Annotated in this window: 20 protein-coding genes; 10 read left to right on the top strand and 10 right to left on the bottom strand. The window is 71.1% G+C overall.

Annotated elements, in window-relative coordinates; translation table 11 throughout:
* Nucleotides 1-3: 3 nt before the first annotated feature.
* On the top strand, nucleotides 4-927 hold the full coding sequence (locus ACZ7OU_RS03865) for an ABC transporter substrate-binding protein (protein WP_470239698.1): 924 nt from the start codon (nucleotides 4-6) through the stop codon (nucleotides 925-927).
* Between the two features lie 36 nt (nucleotides 928-963).
* Here ACZ7OU_RS03865 and ACZ7OU_RS03860 read toward each other — a convergent pair whose 3' ends face one another.
* On the bottom strand, nucleotides 964-1,737 hold the full coding sequence (locus ACZ7OU_RS03860) for a class I SAM-dependent methyltransferase (RefSeq protein WP_470254135.1): 774 nt from the start codon (nucleotides 1,735-1,737) through the stop codon (nucleotides 964-966).
* Nucleotides 1,738-1,767: 30 nt separating this feature from the next.
* Nucleotides 1,768-2,250, bottom strand: coding sequence for a MarR family transcriptional regulator (locus ACZ7OU_RS03855; protein WP_470239696.1), 483 nt, complete (start codon nucleotides 2,248-2,250; stop codon nucleotides 1,768-1,770).
* Nucleotides 2,251-2,300: 50 nt separating this feature from the next.
* Here ACZ7OU_RS03855 and ACZ7OU_RS03850 point away from each other — a divergent pair, with 50 nt between their 5' ends.
* Nucleotides 2,301-2,735: an SRPBCC family protein gene (locus ACZ7OU_RS03850; protein ID WP_470239695.1), complete on the top strand. Its 435-nt coding sequence runs from the start codon at nucleotides 2,301-2,303 to the stop codon at nucleotides 2,733-2,735.
* 93 nt (nucleotides 2,736-2,828) lie between these two features.
* A complete protein-coding gene (locus ACZ7OU_RS03845) occupies nucleotides 2,829-3,845 on the top strand; it encodes an NADP-dependent oxidoreductase (protein WP_470239694.1) in 1,017 nt (338 codons plus the stop codon).
* On the opposite strand, the gene ACZ7OU_RS03840 is transcribed toward ACZ7OU_RS03845, so the two are convergent.
* The 3 genes from ACZ7OU_RS03840 to ACZ7OU_RS03830 are packed head-to-tail and all read right to left on the bottom strand — an operon-like array spanning nucleotide 3,842 to nucleotide 5,711.
* Entirely contained in the window at nucleotides 3,842-4,471 is a 630-nt protein-coding gene (locus tag ACZ7OU_RS03840; RefSeq protein ID WP_470239693.1) for a haloacid dehalogenase type II, read from the bottom strand. The genes ACZ7OU_RS03845 and ACZ7OU_RS03840 overlap by 4 nt on opposite strands.
* Nucleotides 4,472-4,475: 4 nt before the next feature.
* Nucleotides 4,476-5,102 carry a pyridoxamine 5'-phosphate oxidase family protein gene (locus ACZ7OU_RS03835; protein WP_470239692.1) on the bottom strand — a complete coding sequence of 209 codons (627 nt, stop codon included), beginning with the start codon at nucleotides 5,100-5,102 and terminating at the stop codon, nucleotides 4,476-4,478.
* A 9-nt stretch (nucleotides 5,103-5,111) separates the two neighbouring features.
* Entirely contained in the window at nucleotides 5,112-5,711 is a 600-nt protein-coding gene (locus ACZ7OU_RS03830) for a TetR/AcrR family transcriptional regulator (protein WP_470239691.1), read from the bottom strand.
* 103 nt (nucleotides 5,712-5,814) lie between these two features.
* Here ACZ7OU_RS03830 and ACZ7OU_RS03825 point away from each other — a divergent pair, with 103 nt between their 5' ends.
* On the top strand, nucleotides 5,815-6,864 hold the full coding sequence (locus ACZ7OU_RS03825; RefSeq protein WP_470239690.1) for an NAD(P)-dependent alcohol dehydrogenase: 1,050 nt from the start codon (nucleotides 5,815-5,817) through the stop codon (nucleotides 6,862-6,864).
* Nucleotides 6,865-6,885: 21 nt separating this feature from the next.
* On the opposite strand, the gene purU is transcribed toward ACZ7OU_RS03825, so the two are convergent.
* The 5 genes from purU to ACZ7OU_RS03800 form a co-directional block, all read right to left on the bottom strand.
* Entirely contained in the window at nucleotides 6,886-7,761 is an 876-nt protein-coding gene (purU, locus tag ACZ7OU_RS03820; protein ID WP_470254134.1) for a formyltetrahydrofolate deformylase, read from the bottom strand.
* A gap of 16 nt (nucleotides 7,762-7,777) precedes the next feature.
* Nucleotides 7,778-8,395 (bottom strand): maleylpyruvate isomerase family mycothiol-dependent enzyme, encoded by a 618-nt coding sequence (locus tag ACZ7OU_RS03815; RefSeq protein ID WP_470254133.1) that lies wholly within the window; start codon nucleotides 8,393-8,395, stop codon nucleotides 7,778-7,780.
* On the bottom strand, nucleotides 8,292-8,993 hold the full coding sequence (locus ACZ7OU_RS03810; protein WP_470254132.1) for a DedA family protein: 702 nt from the start codon (nucleotides 8,991-8,993) through the stop codon (nucleotides 8,292-8,294). The genes ACZ7OU_RS03815 and ACZ7OU_RS03810 overlap by 104 nt, the downstream gene beginning before the upstream one ends.
* Nucleotides 8,994-9,061: 68 nt before the next feature.
* Nucleotides 9,062-9,862 (bottom strand): class I SAM-dependent methyltransferase, encoded by an 801-nt coding sequence (locus ACZ7OU_RS03805; protein WP_470254131.1) that lies wholly within the window; start codon nucleotides 9,860-9,862, stop codon nucleotides 9,062-9,064.
* On the bottom strand, nucleotides 9,841-10,347 hold the full coding sequence (locus tag ACZ7OU_RS03800) for a DUF2505 domain-containing protein (protein ID WP_470254130.1): 507 nt from the start codon (nucleotides 10,345-10,347) through the stop codon (nucleotides 9,841-9,843). Before ACZ7OU_RS03800 ends, ACZ7OU_RS03805 begins: the two co-directional genes overlap by 22 nt.
* Before the next feature lie 24 nt (nucleotides 10,348-10,371).
* Here ACZ7OU_RS03800 and ACZ7OU_RS03795 point away from each other — a divergent pair, with 24 nt between their 5' ends.
* The 6 genes from ACZ7OU_RS03795 (at nucleotide 10,372) to ACZ7OU_RS03770 (ending at nucleotide 16,369) form a co-directional block, all read left to right on the top strand.
* On the top strand, nucleotides 10,372-11,427 hold the full coding sequence (locus ACZ7OU_RS03795) for a UDP-N-acetylmuramate dehydrogenase (protein WP_470254129.1): 1,056 nt from the start codon (nucleotides 10,372-10,374) through the stop codon (nucleotides 11,425-11,427).
* 160 nt (nucleotides 11,428-11,587) lie between these two features.
* A complete protein-coding gene (locus tag ACZ7OU_RS03790) occupies nucleotides 11,588-12,766 on the top strand; it encodes a L,D-transpeptidase (protein ID WP_470239683.1) in 1,179 nt (392 codons plus the stop codon).
* Between the two features lie 3 nt (nucleotides 12,767-12,769).
* Nucleotides 12,770-13,585 (top strand): alpha/beta fold hydrolase, encoded by an 816-nt coding sequence (locus ACZ7OU_RS03785; protein ID WP_470254128.1) that lies wholly within the window; start codon nucleotides 12,770-12,772, stop codon nucleotides 13,583-13,585.
* A 21-nt stretch (nucleotides 13,586-13,606) separates the two neighbouring features.
* A complete protein-coding gene (mshA, locus tag ACZ7OU_RS03780; RefSeq protein ID WP_470239681.1) occupies nucleotides 13,607-14,911 on the top strand; it encodes a D-inositol-3-phosphate glycosyltransferase in 1,305 nt (434 codons plus the stop codon).
* Entirely contained in the window at nucleotides 14,908-15,420 is a 513-nt protein-coding gene (locus tag ACZ7OU_RS03775; protein ID WP_470239680.1) for a type III secretion system chaperone family protein, read from the top strand. The genes mshA and ACZ7OU_RS03775 overlap by 4 nt, the downstream gene beginning before the upstream one ends.
* A gap of 70 nt (nucleotides 15,421-15,490) precedes the next feature.
* Nucleotides 15,491-16,369, top strand: a complete 879-nt coding sequence (locus ACZ7OU_RS03770) for a DUF4349 domain-containing protein (RefSeq protein WP_470254127.1) — start codon at nucleotides 15,491-15,493, stop codon at nucleotides 16,367-16,369.
* Nucleotides 16,370-16,601: the final 232 nt, after the last annotated feature.

The raw sequence follows: 16,601 nt of genomic DNA, 5'->3' as shown, positions 1-16,601 counted from the left end.
TTCGTGCGCTGGTTCCGGAACGCGTCCGTGGTGGCGGTGGCCGTCGCGGCGACGCTCGGTTTGGCCGCCTGTGGGGGTGGCAGCGACAGCGGTGACAAGCCCGCCGCGCAGGGCAAGGGTGGGGCGCCGATCGTCGTCGCGTCCTTCAACTTCACCGACAGCCAGATCCTCGCCGAGATCTACGCGCAGGCGCTGGAGGCCAAGGGCTACCCGGTGACGCGCAAGCTGAACCTCGGTTCGCGGGAGCTGATCTACCCGTCGCTGAAGTCGGGTGAGCTGCAGTTCATCCCGGAGTACCAGGGTGCGGCGATCACCACCGGCTTCGGCAAGGAGGCCGGGAAGACCGCACAGGAGGAGCACGACCAGCTGGCCAAGCTGTTCGAGCCCAGCGGTGTCGGCTTGCTGAACTTCGCGGCGGCGGAGGACAAGAACACCTACATCATCAAGTCCGACCTGGCCAAGGAAAAGGGCATCGCGTCCATCAGCGACCTGAAGAAGCTCGACAAGGTCGTCATGGCGGGGCCGCCGGAATGCGAAAAGCGCCTTCCGTGCTTCCTGGGCTTCAAGGACGTCTACAAGCTGACGAACGCGACGTTCCAGACCGTCCAGGAAGCCGGGCCGCGGGTCGAGCAGCTGAAGTCGGGCGCGGTCACGGTGATCCCGGTCGACTCGGTCAGCCCGCTGACCGGCGACTCGAACTACACGGTGCTCAAGGACGACCTGAACATCGTGCCGACGGAGAACGTCGTGCCGGCGGTGAACAAGAAGGTGCTCGACGAACGCGGCGCCGACTTCGCGACCGCGGTCAACGCGGTGAGCGCGAAGCTGACCACGGACGTCATGCGCGACCTGAACAAGCGAGTCGACTCGGACGGCGAGAAGGCCGCCGACGTCGCGAAGGACTGGCTGTCGCAGGCCGGTCTCTGAGCTGAATCCGCGTAGGGCCGCTCCGCTGGGGCGGCCCTACGTCGTTCCCTGGACCACCCAGGCCCGGGCCGACAGTGGGATCGAGCCGTCCGGGTTCGTCGGCAGGCGGCTGCGCAGCAGCTCGCGCACCTGGTCGCGGCGGGCTTCCGGCAGCGTCGCGAGGTACGCCGGCGCCGGGCCCTGCGCGCCGAGGAACGGCTGCCAGTAGTCGTCGAAGCCGGTGAACACCGTCGGGATCTTGATCTCGCCGACGGACACGCCGCCGAAGCCCGCTTCCGTCCACAGCCGGCCCAGCGGCTCGGGCCGGCACAGCGTGAACCGGCGGCCTTCGTCCAGCTCGGCGACCTTCGCCGGGTCCAGCTCCGCGGCGGCCTCCCAGAAGTGCCGGATCAGCTCCATGCCCTCCGAGAGGTCCCAGACGTACGCCGCGGCCGGGCCCCGCGTCACCCGGGCGATCTCCGCCGCCGCGCGCGCCGGGTCGGGCACGAAGTTCAGCACCAGGCCCGACACCACCACGTCGAAGCTGTCGTCCGCGAAGGGCAGTTCACGCGCGTCGGCGACCTCGAACGACGCTCGCGGGTCGGTCACGCGGCTACGGGCGGTCGCCAGGAATCCCTCGGAAGGGTCGGCGCCCACGACCTCGACGGGATCGGCCGCGGCCAGCACCGCCGAGGTCAGCGCGCCGGTGCCGCAGCCGACGTCGAGCCAGCGGCGGCTCGCCGGGACGCCGAGCTGCCGGACGAACGTCTCCGCGACGCGCCGGCTCCACCGCCCGATGTAGGCCTCGTACGCGTCGCCCGTCTGCCACATGTCTGGCAGTACAGCACAAAGAACCGCTGGTCAGCCGTTAGCCAGATCACCCGTCGCGGTGTTGCCCGCTGACGTCGCGCGCCGCAGGAAACCGGCGATCAGCGCCAGCTCCTCTTCGCTGTAGCCGTCGCAGAGCTCGTCCATCGCCGCGTTCATCCCCGCGTACAGCCGGAACAGCTCGGCGTTGCGGTCGCGGACCGCGCGCACGGCGACCGCGCGCCGGTCGGCCGCTTCGGGGTCGCGCTCCCGGACGATCCAGCCGCCCTTCTGGAGCCGGTCGAGGATGCCGGTCATCGTCGCGGGGTGCAGTCCGGCGCGGCGGGCGAGGGCGCTCGGGCTCAGCGGGCCGTGCCGCGAGATCAGCTCCAGGCAGTCGAGGTCGACGTCCTTGAGCGCCAGGTGCGCGCTGACCTGGTGGTTGAGCAGGGAAAGCTGGTTGCGCAGGTCGCGCAGCGACTCCTTGACCTCGACCGTCGACCGGCGCTTTCGCGTGGTGTCCGGGGTGGCGGTCATGACCGTCAGCCTACTGTGGTCACGATCGGTACCCCGGGTTAAGGAGCGAAATGGGAAAGGTCACGGCCACCGCGGAGCGCACCATCGACGCCCCGGCCGACAAGGTCCGCGCGCTCGTCGCCGACTACGCCGAAACGCGCCCGAAGCTGCTCACCGAGCACTACCGCGACTACGAGGTGACCGAGGGCGGCGTCGGCGCCGGGACGAAGGCCGGCTGGAAGCTCCAGGCGACGTCCAAGCGCGTGCGCGACGTCAAGGCCACGGTCACCGAGCCGAAGCCCGGCACGCTGGTCGAGACCGACGCGAACTCCAGCATGGTCACCACGTGGACGGTCGCCGAGTCCGGCGAGCGCAGCGTCGTGCGGATCGAGACGTCGTGGGACGGTGCCGGCGGCGTCGGCGGCTTCTTCGAGAAGACGTTCGCGCCCGGTGGGCTCAAGAAGATCTACGACGGCGTCCTCGGGAAGCTCGCCGAGATCGTGTAGCGCGTCACAATCGGAATGTGCGCCCCGGTTAGCCGGTTCTACCCGATGGAATCCGGGGCGCCTGCCCCGCTTCGAGATTTGAGGAGTTCGACGGTGAACGCACCCACTCAGGCGACCGAAATCCGGCTGGCTTCGCGTCCGGACGGTGTCCCGACGCACGACAACTTCGACGTCGTCGACACCGAGATCCCCACCCCGGGTGAGGGGCAGATCCTGGTGCGCAACCTGGTCATGAGCGTCGACCCGGCCATGCGCGGCCGCATGCGCGACGTCAAGTCGTACGCGCCGCCCTTCGAGGTCGGCGAGGTCATGTCCGGCGGGGCGGTCGGCGAGGTCGTCGAGTCGAACGTCGACGATGTGAAGCCCGGCGACCACGTGCTGCACCAGGCCGGCTGGCGCACGCACGCCGTCCTCGACGCCAAGCGGTTCGTCAAGGTCGACGCTGCCGCGGCCCCGCTCTCGACGTACCTCGGCGTGCTCGGCATGCCGGGCCTGACCGCGTACGCGGGCCTGCTGGAGTCGGCCGAGTTCAAGCCGGGTGACACGGTGTTCGTCTCGGGTGCGGCCGGCGCGGTCGGCTCGCTCGTCGGGCAGCTCGCGAAGCTGAAGGGCGCCAAGCGCGTCATCGGCTCGGCGGGGTCGGCGGAGAAGGTGCGGCACCTGGTCGAAGACCTCGGTTTCGACGCGGCGTTCAACTACAAGGACGGTCCGGTCGCCGAGCAGCTGCGCGAGGCGGCGCCCGAAGGCATCGACGTCTACTTCGACAACGTCGGCGGCGAGCACCTCGAAGCCGCGATCAGCGCCATCAACCTGCACGGCCGGATCGCCGTCTGCGGCATGATTTCGCAGTACAACGCGACCGAGCCGACGCCGGCGCCGCGCAACCTCGCGCAGATCATCGCCAAGCGCATCACCATCCGCGGCCTGCTGGTGCTCGACCACTGGGGCCTGCAGCAGCAGTTCGTCACCGAGATCGCGCCGCTGGTGAAGTCCGGCGAGATCAAGTACTCCGAGACCTTCGTCGACGGCATCCGCAACGCGCCGGAGGCGTTCCTGGGCCTGCTGTCCGGGGCCAACACCGGCAAGATGCTGGTCCGGATCGCGGACTAGAGGACGCCGGCCAGTTCGGTCAGCGTCGAGATCGTGTACGTCGGCTCGGGTGAGCCGGGCAGCGGGCGGACGCCGGGGCGGGCGAGCAGTGCCGTCCGCAGCCCGGCCGCCTGCGCGCCCGCGATGTCCCAGTCGTGGGCGGCGATCATGACCGCGTCGCCGGGTTCGACGGCGTAGGCGTCCAGGACCTGCCGGTACGGCTCCGGCGCCGGCTTGAGCCGGCCGGCCTGCTCGGCCGAGAAGATCCGGTCGAAGCGCGTGGCCAGGCCCGAGTTCCGCAGCTGCGCCTCGGCGGTGGCGAGCGGCGAGTTCGTCAGCGCGACGACGTCGTGGCCGGCTTCGCGCAGCCTGGTGAGGCCGGGCTCGGCGTCCGGGTGGGCGGGGAGACCGCGCAGTCGTTCGCCGATCGCGGCGAGGTCCACCTCGCGCCCGTGCCGGGCGGCGACTTCGGTGGCGGCTTCGCCCGCGATGCCGGCGAAGTCGCGGTAGCCACCCGTCGCCGTCACGGTCAGGACGGTGTGGATGGCCAGCCCGAACCACTCGCGCCGCAGCTCGGGACCGCCGACGAGGTCGTCCATGGCGCCGAGGTCGAGCAGGGTCTCGTTGACGTCGAACACGCACAGCATGGGTTCAGTATTGCTGGCTCAGCGACCGTTCGTTGAGATCCGCGTCCAGGTCCTCGGCCGAGGTCGACAGCGACAGCTGGTCGTGCAGGATCGTGCCGAGCGAGGGCAGCGTGGTGCGGTCCGGCCACGTCGCCGGGTCCCACAGCGACGACCGCAGGAACGCCTTCGCGCAGTGCATGTAGAGCTCTTCGACCTCGATGACCACCGCGAGCTTCGGCCGCTTCCCCCGCACGGCGAGCGAGTCGAAGAACGGCGCGTCCGACAGCAGCTTCGCGCGGCCGTTCACCCTGAGCGTCTCGTTCATCCCCGGCACCAGGAACAACAGGCCCGCGTGCGGGTTGTCGACGATGTTGCGGAAGCTGTCGATCAGCTTGTTGCCCGGCCGGTCGGCCAGCACCAGCGTCCGGTCGTCGAGCACCAGTACCGAGCCGGCCGGGTCGCCGCGGGGCGAGACGTCACAGCTGCCGTCCGGCGCCGACGTCGCGAGCAGCACGAACGGCGAGTGCGCGATCAGGTTCCGCGCGTGCTCGTCGATGTGCGCGAGGACCTTCTGCCTGGTCCTCGGCTTCGGTTCGCCCAGCAGCTCGCGCAGGGCCTCGTGCGTGTCGATGTGTGTGCCGGTGATCCCCATGGACCCAAGCTAGCGCGTGCCACCGACAGTCCGGCCCGCGATCGCGATGCGGGCGGCCTCGGTCGACTTCTTCACGACCAGGTCCACCGAGTAGCCGTGCTTCACGAAGACGCCGTCGAGCTGGAACGTGCCGTAGCCGTGGGCCTGCGTGAACAGCTGCTCCATCAGCTCCAGCGCCGTCGCCGGGTCGGGGGCGACGACCAGGCAGCGCATGAGGAACTCGTCGGTCAGCCGCCGGGTCTGCTCGTGCAGGTGGGTGTGTTCCTCGCCGTGCAGGCCGTCGGCGTAGAGGACGTTCATCCCGGCCCGGCGCTCGATGAGGTAACGCGTGTAGGCGCCGGCGGCCGCGGCCAGTGCGTCCACCGGGTCCTCGTACGCGCCGGCCGCTTCGGCGACGCGCTCGGCGAGCTGGCAGGCGATGTGGCAGGCGACCTCGGCCAGCAGGCTCCCGCGGTCCGGGAAGTGCCGGTAGGGCGCGCCGGGGCTCACGTTCGCGAGCTTCGCGACCTTCGCCACCGAGAAGCCCTCGAGGCCCTGCTCGGCGATGAGGTCCAGCGAGACGCGCACGAGCTCGGCCCGCAGATCGCCGTGGTGGTACTTGCCGCCCATGACCTGGATCACATCTCTCGCTCGAAATATGTAAGACCCCTCTTACGTAGACATGTAAGAGACCTCTTACGAGGACCAACGGTACTTGAACCTGGAGGGTTCCATGAGCACCACCACGCACGCCATTGCCGCACCGGCGCCGGGTGCGCCGCTCGCGCCGACCACGATCGAGCGCCGTGACCTGCGCGCGGACGACGTCCTGATCGACATCGCCTACGCCGGCATCTGCCACAGCGACATCCACCAGGCCAAGGAGGACTGGGGCCAGGCGATCTTCCCGATGGTCCCGGGCCACGAGATCGCCGGTGTCGTCGCCGCGGTCGGCGCGAACGTCACGAAGTACCAGGTCGGCGACCGCGTCGGCGTCGGCTGCATGGTCGACTCCTGCGGCGAGTGCGAGTACTGCAAGGCCGGCACCGAGCAGTTCTGCGTCAAGGGCAACGTCCAGACGTACAACGGCGTCGGCTTCGACGGTGAGAACACCTACGGCGGCTACAGCAACCAGATCGTCGTGAAGGACGCCTTCGTCTGCCGCATCCCCGAAGGCATCAGCCTCGACATCGCCGCGCCGCTGCTGTGCGCGGGCATCACCACCTACTCGCCGCTGCACCACTGGGGCGCCGGGCCGGGCAAGAAGGTCGCCGTGATCGGTCTCGGCGGGCTCGGGCACATGGGCGTCAAGATCGCCGCCGCGATGGGCGCCGAGGTGACCGTGCTGAGCCAGAGCCTCAAGAAGCAGGAAGACGGCCTCAAGCTCGGCGCGCAGCACTACTACGCGACCAGCGACGAGGCGACGTTCGACGTCCTGCGCGGGACCTTCGACGTCATCCTCAACACCGTGTCGGCCAAGCTGCCGATCGACGCCTACCTCGGCCTGCTGAAGGTCGGCGGCGCGATGGTGAACGTCGGCGCGCCCGGCGAACCGCTGTCGTACAACGCTTTCTCGCTGCTGGGCGGCAACAAGGTGCTGGCCGGCTCGATGATCGGCGGCATCGCCGAGACGCAGGAGATGCTGGACTTCTGCGCCGAGCACGGCATCGGCGCGGAGATCGAGACGATCTCGGCCGACAAGGTCAACGACGCCTACGAGCGCGTCGAGAACTCCGACGTGCGCTACCGCTTCGTCATCGACGCCTCGACCATCGGGGCGTGATCCCGGGGCACGGCAACCGCGTCAGAACACCACTGTCCGGTTGCCGTGCACCAGCACCCGGTTCTCCAGGTGCCAGCGCAGGCCGCGGGCCAGCGTGACCTTCTCGATGTCGCGGCCCTTGCGGACCATGTCCTCGACCGAGTCGCCGTGGTCGACGCGGATGACGTCCTGGTCGATGATCGGGCCCGCGTCGAGGTCCGCCGTCACGTAGTGGCACGTCGCGCCGACCAGCTTCACCCCGCGCGTGTGCGCCTGGTGGTACGGCTTCGCGCCGATGAACGACGGCAGGAAGCTGTGGTGGATGTTGATCGCCCGGCCGGCCCAGTCGCGGCACAGGTCCGCGGGCAGGATCTGCATGAACCGGGCCAGCACCACCGCGTGCGGCTCGTGCTCGTCGACCAGCTTGCGGACCTCTTCGAACGCCGCTTCCTTGCCCCCGGCCGGGAACGGCACGTGGTGGAACGGGATCCCGTGCGCGCGGGTGATGTCGGCGAGCGACTCGTGGTTGCCGATCACCGCGGCGATGTCGACGTCGAGCTCGCCGGACGCGACGCGGCCGAGCAGGTCGTACAGGCAGTGCCCGGCCTTCGAGACCAGCACCACCGCGCGGCGCCGCTCACCGGTGTCGCTCACCTGCCAGCTCGACTCCGCCGACAGGTCCGCGGCCACCTCGCCGAAGCGGGCGCGCAGCTCGGCGGCGTCGAACGGCAGTGAGTCGGCCCGGACGACCTGGCGCGTGAAGAACCAGCCCGTGTCCGGGTCGGTGTGGTAGGCCGCTTCGACGATCCAGCCGCCGTGCTCGGCGAGGAACCCGGAGATCCGGGCGATGATGCCGGTGCGGTCGGGGCAGCCGAAGGTGATGACGTAGCGGCGTTCGGGAGCGGTCACGCGGAGCATTGTCCCCCGCGGGTGGTCAGGGTGCCGCCAGTGGTGTGAGGTCGCCCGTGACGGACGCGGCGTGCGGACGGCCCCACAGCGCCCGGTAGACGTCGTCGGCGGCGCCGTCGACTTCGGCGCCCGGTGCGCCCAAGGTCCACGTGCGCTCCGGCGTCGTGACGCGGACGTCGGCTTTCTTGCCGAGGCGCGGGGTGAGGTAGGTCAGGAACTCGTCGATGCCGTCGTTGGCGAAGCCGGGGCCGAACCGCGTCGGCGGGACGTCGTCGAGCGCCGATTCCGCGTCGAGGCGGTGGATCGCCGTCTCGTGCGCCATCCGGCGGGTCCAGTCGCCGACCGTCACGTCGAAGCCCGGGTACGGCGAGTACGCCGGGGATTCCGGGTCGCGTCCGAGGGCTTCGCGCAGGGCCAGGCGCTGGCCGTCCCACCACCCCAGCAGGTCTTCCCAGCCCGTCGGGGGTGCCGGCTTCGCGGGCCGGTTCACCGCCAGGCCCACGGCGAAGCAGTGCACGAAGGCGATGTGCCCCACCAGGTCATGCACAGTCCACTTCGGACAGTTCGGCACCCGGGCCGCCGGGCCCGCCGTCAGCGCCGCCCGCTTCAGGGCGTCCGCGTGGATGTCGATCGCTTCCCGCATGGGCCGACCGTAGCCGTCGCCCGGCCTCGATCGCGACCACCAAACCGAGGCCGAGGCTGAAGGACAGCAACAGGCCCTTCACCGGCTCGTCGGCGAAGGCGGCTCCGCCGGCGAGGCCGATCAGCACGCTGTAGACCGCCCAGATCGCCGCGCCGGCGAGGTCGAGCGGCACGAACCGGCGCAGGGGATACCCGAGGCTGCCGTTCGCGAGCGCGCTGGCGACGCGTCCGCCGGGCAGGTACCGCGCGGCGATGATCAGCAACCCGCCGTTGCGCCGCACCTGGTCACGCGCCCATTCGTAGCGCCGGCGCCCGTCCGCCCCGCGCTGCAGCCGCGCGATCGCCCGCGGCCCGGCGGCCCGTCCGACGGCGTACCCGAGGCAGTCGCCCGCCCACGCCCCACCGGCCGCGACGGCGGCGAGCAGCGTCAGGTCCGCGAGATCCGGCCCGAGCAGCACGGCGACGGTGACGACGGTCGTCTCACTGGGCATGAACGGCAGCAGCGCGTCCAACCCGGACACGGCGAAGACGAGCACCCACAGCCACGGCGAGCCCAAGGCGTCGCGCAGCAGTTCGGTGACGTGCGCCAGCAGTTCCACGGCTCAATGGTGATCACCGCAGGTCACTTCGGGGTGACGCAGCGGGGGTGGCTCGATGAACGTTCGCTTCAGGCCGGGGCGACCGCGGCCCAGGGGACCGTCAGCTCGCCGAGCCGGACCCGCGAAGGCGGTCCCGACACCGGCCAGCCCCTCGCCGCCAGCAGCCGGACCGTCTCCAGCCAGCGTGACCGGACGCCGAACGCCTGCTGTGGCGCGGCCGTCGCCCAGCAGGCGTCCAATGCCGACAGCAGCGCGTGGACCCGCTCGCCCGGGACGTTCCGGTGGATCAGCGCCTTCGGCAGCCGCTCGGCGATCGTCGACGGCTTCTCGAGCCCGGCCAGCCGCATCGACAGCGTCAGCGAGACCGGGCCGGACGAAGTCACCAGCACCCACGTCGACAGCCGGCCGATCTCGTCGCACGTGCCCTCGACCAGGAGGCCGCCCGGGGCCATCGACGCCAGCACCAGCTCCCACGCGCCCGCGACCTCGTCCTCCGCGTACTGCCGCAGCACGTTGAACGCCCGGACCAGCACCGGCCGCGTCCCGGCCAGCTCGAACCCGCCGCGGCGGAAATCCAGCAGCGGCGGCGACGCGGCGGGCAAAGCGGCAGCCACCCGAGCGGGATCCAGCTCCAGACCCAGCACCCGGACGTCCGGCCGGACGCGCCGCACCCACCTGGCCAGCTCGACCGTCGTCACCGGGGACGCGCCGTACCCGAGGTCGACGACCAGCGGGTCCGGGGCCGCGCGCAGCAACCGGGTCGTGGGCGGCGCGGAAGCGATCCACCGGTCCACCCGGCGGAGGCGGTTCGGGTTGGTCGTGCCGCGGGTCGGGGCGCCGACCGGGCTCAGTTTGGTTCGGTGAGCCACTTCGCCGTGAATTCGGCCTCGTGTTCCAGCAGCTTCGTGACCTGCTCGGCGATGACGCTCTCCAGCTTCCCGCCGAACAGCGGGATCCGGACCGTCACCTCGCCGCTGATCCGCAGCACCGTCTTGCCGCCGTTGGCCAGCAACGCCGTCCGCGCGGTGATCTCACCCGGGACGCCGCCGACCTCGACGGTCGCGTTGCCCTGGTGGCCGGTGCCGTCGTTGCTCACGCGCCAGGTCTGCGTGCGGGTCACCAGCAGGTCGCCCTTATGCAGCGTCCGCACCGCCTGCGGCAGCTTGTCCGCGCTGATCCCCTGCCGCAGCTCGTACCGCAGGTCCGTGCCGGAGACCTCGTACGACAGCAGCGCCGCGCTGTGCCCGCCGAGCTGCTCGAGCCGCGCGCGCAGCGCGTCTTCGCCGGCGACCGCCGCGTACGTCGCGGCGACGTCGGCGGAGAACTCAGCGCGGTGCTCGATCCGGGATCCCATGAGCCGGACAGTACCGTCAGACGCGTGGACACCGCCCGAACTCCCGCACTCCCGAAGCTCTCCGCGTACACCACGCTGCGCCTCGGCGGCCCGGCCCGCCGGTTCGTCAGCGCCGTGACCAGCGAAGACCTCGTCGCGGCGGTCCGCGAGGCCGACGCGGCGGGCGAGCCGGCCCTGCTGCTCGGCGGCGGCTCCAACCTGGTGGTCGGCGACGCGGGGTTCGACGGCACGCTGATCGAGGTCGCGAACACCGGCTGGCGCCAGGACGGCGACGTCGTGGAGGTCGAGGCCGGCCAGAACTGGGACGCGTTCGTCGCCGGGCTCGTCGAAGCGGGCCTCGGCGGGCTCGAATGCCTCTCCGGGATCCCGGGCAGCGTCGGCGCGACGCCGATCCAGAACGTCGGCGCGTACGGCTGCGAAGTCGCCGAGTCGATCGTCTCGGTGGAGCTGTACGACCGGCGGACGCGGGAAGTGCGCACGCTCAAGGCGGACGAGCTCGGCTTCGCCTACCGCACCAGCGTCCTCAAGGGCACCGACTCCGGCGTCGTCCTCTCGGTCCGCTTCGAAATCCGCGAGGACGGCCTCTCCGCGCCCATCCGCTACGCCGAGCTGGCGCGCACCCTCGGCGTCGAGATCGGCTCGCGCGTCCCGGCGGCCGACGCGCGCGAAGCCGTGCTGAAGCTGCGTCGCGGCAAGGGCATGGTGCTCGACCCGGACGACCACGACACGTGGAGCGCGGGCTCGTTCTTCACCAACCCGATCGTCCCGTCGGCCGAGGCGGAAGCGGTGCTGCGGCGCATCACCGACAGCGTCGGCGCCGAGGCCCCGCAGTACCCGGCCGAGGGCGGCGTCAAGCTGTCCGCGGCCTGGCTGATCGAGCGCGCCGGCTTCGCGAAGGGTTACCCCGGGCCGGGGAACCGCGTCTCGCTGTCGACCAAGCACACCCTCGCGCTGACCAACCGCGGCGAGGCGACGACCGAAGACCTGCTGGGGCTGGCCAGGGAGGTCCGCGACGGCGTTTTCGCGCGGTTCGGCGTCCGGCTGCACCCCGAACCGCTCTTGATCAACTGCGTCATTTGAGCCGAACCGGGCAACCTGGACGTGTATGAGACGTCTTTGTCGACATGTGTGGCGTCCACCTGATCGGATGGTCTTTACCTTTCGGGAGGTAACGTCGGGCGGGTAACCAGCGCTAAGGGCGTGGACCCGCTGGTCGGTGGGGGAAACTCAGGAGGTTTCGGTGATCGAACGGCGAATGGTCTTCAAGGCCGCTCTGGCGGCGGGGGCCGCCCTGGTCGCCGCGGCGTGTTCGAGCACGAACGACGGCACCGCGCTGCCCACCGGCGCCGCGGGCGCCGACGGTGAGGGCGGCGCGCAGCCGGTGGCGAAGATCACAGCCGAGCCCGCCGTCAACACCAAGGACGCCGCCGTCCTCAAGCCGGTCACCATCAAGGTCGCCGACGGCAAGCTCACCGAGTGCAAGGTGACCGCCGATGGCGGCAAGGCCGTCAAGGGCGACACCGCGCCGGACGGGCTCACCTGGACCAGCTCCGAGCCGCTCGGCTACGGCAAGACCTACACCTACGCGGCCAAGGCCACCGGCACCGACGGCAAGCCGGTCGAGCTCACCGGCACCTTCAGCACGGTCACCCCGGCCAAGCAGGTCCGCGCCACGCTCAACCCGGCCGACAACCAGCAGGTCGGCGTGGCCATGCCGATCAGCGTCAAGTTCCAGTCGCCGGTCAAGGACCGCGCGGCCGTCGAGAAGGCCCTGTCGGTGAAGACGGACAAGAACGTCGAAGGCGCCTGGGGCTGGCTGTCGGACAGCCAGGTCGACTACCGGCCGAAGGAGTACTGGCCGCAGAACATCACCGTGAGCGTCGAGGCGAAGCTGTACGGCGTCGAGCTGGGTGGCGGCGCGTACGGCAAGGCCGACGTCACCACGAAGTTCAAGATCGGCCGCAACCAGGTGGTCAAGGTCAACACCCCCGAGCACCAGATGCACGTCTACCGCGGCGGCTCGCAGTACAAGAGCTACCCGTGCGCGAACGGGCTGGACGCCGAGGTCGACCGCAACACGCCGAACGGCACCTACATCGTCATGAGCAAGGAGCCGACGGCGGTGTTCGACAACGCCCGCTACGGCTACACGAACGTCAACAAGAAGTGGGCGTGCCGCTTCTCCAACCACGGCGAGTACATCCACGAGAACCAGGACAACGCGGCCAACATCGGGAAGACCAACAACTCCCACGGCTGCGTCAACCTGCTCGAGGCCGACGCCAAGGACTTCTTCGACTCCGCGCTGGTCGGCGACCCGGTCGAGATCACCGGCTCGAAGCTGGGCGCGCCGATGGCCTCGGACGTCAAGGACTGGAACTACAGCTGGGCGGCCTGGCAAGGGCTGGGAGCGAAGTAACCCGTGCGCACCGAGGTCGTCGGGTACGGCGGGGTCCGGCTCGGCCTGCGGGTCGAGGGCGCGGAGAACAGCAGGCCGATCGTCTTCGTGCACGGCTGGGCGCAGTCGGCAGGCTGCTGGGCCGCGCAGCTCGCCGACCCGGCGCTGACCGAGCGGTTCCGGCTGGTCGCGATGGACCTGCGCGGCCACGGCGCGTCCGACGTCCCGGCCTCGGGCTACGACGACCCCGTCGCCTGGGCCGACGACCTCGCCGCGGTGCTCGACTTCGCCGGACCGGACGCGATCGTCGTCGCCTGGTCCTACGGCGGCCTGGTGCTCGCCGACCACATCCGGGTGCACGGCACCGCACGCCTGCGCGGGATCGTGCTCGTCGGCGCGATCACCGAGATCGGCCGCGACCGCGCGGGCGGGCGCGTCGGCCCGCTGATGCGCGAGCACATGCGGGCGATGCTTTCGGACGATCCGGACATCGCGGTCCCGGCGCTCACCGAGTTCTGCCGCGACATGGCCGGCGGCCCGGTGCCCGGAGCACAGGTCCAGGCCCTGCTTGGCGCCTCATTGAGCGTTCCCCCGTCGGTCCGCGCGGCCCTGTTCCGGCGCGACATCGGCAGTGAAGAAGTCCTGGTCGCGGTCGACAAACCGACCCTCGTCGTGCACGGCTCGCACGACCGCGTGATCGACCCGTCGACGGCGGAGCACACGATCGGGAAGATTCCGGGTGCCACCGGGCGTTGGTTCCTTGACGGGGGGCATGCGCCCTTCGCCGAGTCCGCGGACGAGTTCGACGCGGTACTCCGGCAGTTCGCCGAGGAATGCTGACGTAACGCGGGAGACGACCAGGTGACCAGCTCCATCCCGGGGTTCCGTGCTGCGCCGCGCCGGGTCGCGGTGCTGTCCGTGCACACCTCGCCACTCGAGCAGCCGGGGACCGGCGACGCGGGCGGGTTGAACGTCTACGTCAGCCAGACGGCGGTCGAGATGGCCCGCCAGGGCGTCGAGGTCGAGGTGTTCACCCGCGCGACGGCGTCGGACCAGCCGCCGGTGGCCGAGCTCGCGCCCGGCGTGACCGTCCGCCACGTGCAGGCCGGTCCGTTCGAGCCGCTGAGCCGCGACGAGCTGCCCGCGCAGCTGTGCGCGTTCACCTCCGGCGTGCTGCGCACCGAGGCCTTCCACGAGCCCGGGTACTACGACCTCATCCACTCGCACTACTGGCTCTCGGGCCAGGTCGGCTGGCTGGCGCGCGACCGCTGGTCGGTGCCGCTGGTGCACACCGCGCACACGCTGGCGAAGGTGAAGAACGCCGCGCTCGCCGAGGGTGACCGCCCCGAGTCGCGCGTCCGCGTCATCGGCGAGGAGCAGGTGGTCGCCGAGGCCGACCGGCTGGTCGCCAACACCGCGGTCGAGGCACGGCAGCTCGTCGACCTCTACGACGCCGAGCCGCACGCGGTGCACGCCGTGCCGCCGGGGGTCGACCTCGAACGCTTCACGCCGGGTTCCCAGGCCGTCGCGCGGGCCGAGCTGGGCCTGGCCGACGACGACGTCGTGCTGGCGTTCGCCGGCCGGATCCAGCCGCTCAAGGCGCCGGACGTGCTGCTGCACGCTGCGGCCGCGATGCTGCGCCGACGTCCCGAGCTGGCCGCTCGCCTGGTCGTGCTGATCGTCGGCGGGCCGTCGGGCACCGGGCTGGAGCAGCCGCAGGCCCTGCGCGAGCTGGCCGTGTCGCTGGGCATCGAGCGGCAGGTCCGGTTCCTGCCGCCGCAGCCGGGGGAAGCGCTCGCCCGGGTCTTCCGCGCCGCCGACGTCGTCGCGGTGCCCAGCTACAACGAGTCGTTCGGCCTGGTCGCGCTGGAGGCGCAGGCCTGCGGGACGCCGGTGGTCGCGGCGGAGGTCGGCGGGCTGCCGGTGGCGGTGCCGCACGGGGTCTCCGGGCTGCTGGTTCCCGGGCACGGCGCCGAGGAGTGGGCGGACGCGCTGGCCGCCGTCGCCCTGCGCCCGGACCGCCGCGCCGAGCTCGGCGCGAACGCCGTCGTGCACGCGGGGCGGTTCTCCTGGCGCCGCACGACGGACGCCCTCCTGGACATCTATGCTCAGGCCACCAGCGCTTTCCGGCACGCGCTGGACCTGCGCGCGGAGGTGGCGGTGTGAGCCTGGACGAGCTGATCCAGTCTACTTTGGACTCTTCGGAGCTCGAGTACGACAAGCGCGGTCCGGGAAAGTACTTCGTCACGTTGCCGGGTACGAAGAAGCTGCAGACGAACGCGTGGCTCGTCGACGGCGACCACGCGTTTTCGGTGGAGGCCTTCGTCTGCCGCCGTCCCGATGAGTCCCATGAGGACGTCTACCGGTTCCTGTTGCAGCGCAACGCGAAGCTCTACGGCGTGCACTACACAGTGGACAGTCTGGGTGACATCTACCTGGTCGGCCGGTTCGGCAAGGACACGATGTCCGCCGAGGAGCTCGACAAGGTCCTCGGCCAGGTCCTCGAAGCCGCCGACGGCGACTTCAACACGCTGCTGGAGATCGGCTTCGCGACGTCGATCAAGCGCGAGTGGGACTGGCGCGTCTCCCGCGGCGAGTCGCTGGCCAACCTGCAGGCGTTCAAGCACCTCGTCGCGCCGGCGAAGCCGCACGAACCGGGCTTGACCGAGTCGTGACCCGGGCCGTGCAACGGCCCTGAACCGGACATCCGTCTCACCGCCAGTCGAAACTGGAGGGAGACCCATGATGCGGACTCGATGGAGAGCGGCGCTGGCGGCTACCGCGGTGGCGTTCGTGCTGGCCGGCTGCTCGTCGGCGGGGAACGGGGCGTCCACGGCGGACAGCGCGGGCCCGGCCCGGGTGCCCGCCGCGCCCCAGCAGGGCACCGGCGGCAACGGCAAGGCCGAACAGAACTCGAAGGTCACCCCGCCGCAGGCCGGGGCCACCGACCGCAAGCTTTCGCGCAGTGCCCGGCTGGAGCTGACGGCCACCAAGGTCGTCGACGTCGTCGCGCAGGCCCGCGGGATCGCGCAGGGCGCGGGTGGCTACACCGGGCAGGAGAGCACCGGCGAGGACACGGCGACGCTGTCGCTGGCGGTGCCCGCGGAGCGGCTCGACCCCGTGCTCGACCAGCTTTCGCACCTGGGCTCGAGCCTGGTGAAGCGGGAGCTGAACACCCAGGACGTGACCGAGCAGGTCGTCGACGTCGAAGCGCGGCTGGCGACGCAGCGGAAGTCGGTCGAGCGGATCCGCGCGCTGCTCTCGCAGGCGACGTCCGTGTCGGACATCACGTCGATCGAAAGCGAGCTGACGAGCCGCGAGTCGGCGCTCGAATCCCTCGAACAGCAGCGGAACTCCCTCGCGGGCAGCGTCGCGATGGCGACCGTGGCGATGAGCATCCGCAGCGTGGCGGCGCCGGCGCCGGTCACCGAGGACCGCAGCGGGTTCCTGGGCGGGCTGGCCGGCGGCTGGGACGCGTTCCTGACCTTCGGCGGCGGCCTGCTGACCGTGCTGGGGGCGATCGCGCCGTTCCTGCTGATCGTGGTGCCGCTCGGGTGGCTGGGCTGGCGGCTGAACCGCCGTCGCCGTCCGGTGAAGCCGGAGCCGGTGCACACGGAGGTGTGAGCGGGCAGGCGGGACGGCTCGAGGGAGGGGGGAGTCGCGATCTCGAGCCGCCCCGCTGAAGTTCCCGCCGATCAGGACCCGGTGACGAGGGGGGTGTCAACGGGGCCGGCGGGCCGCGGCTCGGCAGGGGGGAGACGAGCCGCGGTCGAAGCCCGAAACCGGCCGGGGAGTGCGTGGAATCCGGCCGCTCGGGACGTAAGTCAACCTGTCAGATCTCGACCTGTAATCACAA

The organism is Amycolatopsis sp. NPDC114505 (genome assembly GCF_055633615.1).
This window is presented reverse-complemented; position numbering and strand designations above follow the sequence as displayed.

Bases quoted from the DNA above. Each gene is read 5' to 3' on its own strand.
- ACZ7OU_RS03860 (WP_470254135.1), bottom strand. From the start codon at position 1,737: ATGTGGCAGACGGGCGACGCGTACGAGGCCTACATCGGGCGGTGGAGC.
- ACZ7OU_RS03855 (WP_470239696.1), bottom strand. From the start codon at position 2,250: ATGACCGCCACCCCGGACACCACGCGAAAGCGCCGGTCGACGGTCGAG.
- ACZ7OU_RS03850 (WP_470239695.1), top strand. From the start codon at position 2,301: ATGGGAAAGGTCACGGCCACCGCGGAGCGCACCATCGACGCCCCGGCC.
- ACZ7OU_RS03840 (WP_470239693.1), bottom strand. From the start codon at position 4,471: ATGCTGTGCGTGTTCGACGTCAACGAGACCCTGCTCGACCTCGGCGCC.
- ACZ7OU_RS03835 (WP_470239692.1), bottom strand. From the start codon at position 5,102: ATGGGGATCACCGGCACACACATCGACACGCACGAGGCCCTGCGCGAG.
- ACZ7OU_RS03830 (WP_470239691.1), bottom strand. From the start codon at position 5,711: ATGGGCGGCAAGTACCACCACGGCGATCTGCGGGCCGAGCTCGTGCGC.
- ACZ7OU_RS03825 (WP_470239690.1), top strand. From the start codon at position 5,815: ATGAGCACCACCACGCACGCCATTGCCGCACCGGCGCCGGGTGCGCCG.
- purU (WP_470254134.1), bottom strand. From the start codon at position 7,761: ATGCTCCGCGTGACCGCTCCCGAACGCCGCTACGTCATCACCTTCGGC.
- ACZ7OU_RS03815 (WP_470254133.1), bottom strand. From the start codon at position 8,395: ATGCGGGAAGCGATCGACATCCACGCGGACGCCCTGAAGCGGGCGGCG.
- ACZ7OU_RS03800 (WP_470254130.1), bottom strand. From the start codon at position 10,347: ATGGGATCCCGGATCGAGCACCGCGCTGAGTTCTCCGCCGACGTCGCC.
- ACZ7OU_RS03770 (WP_470254127.1), top strand. From the start codon at position 15,491: ATGCGGACTCGATGGAGAGCGGCGCTGGCGGCTACCGCGGTGGCGTTC.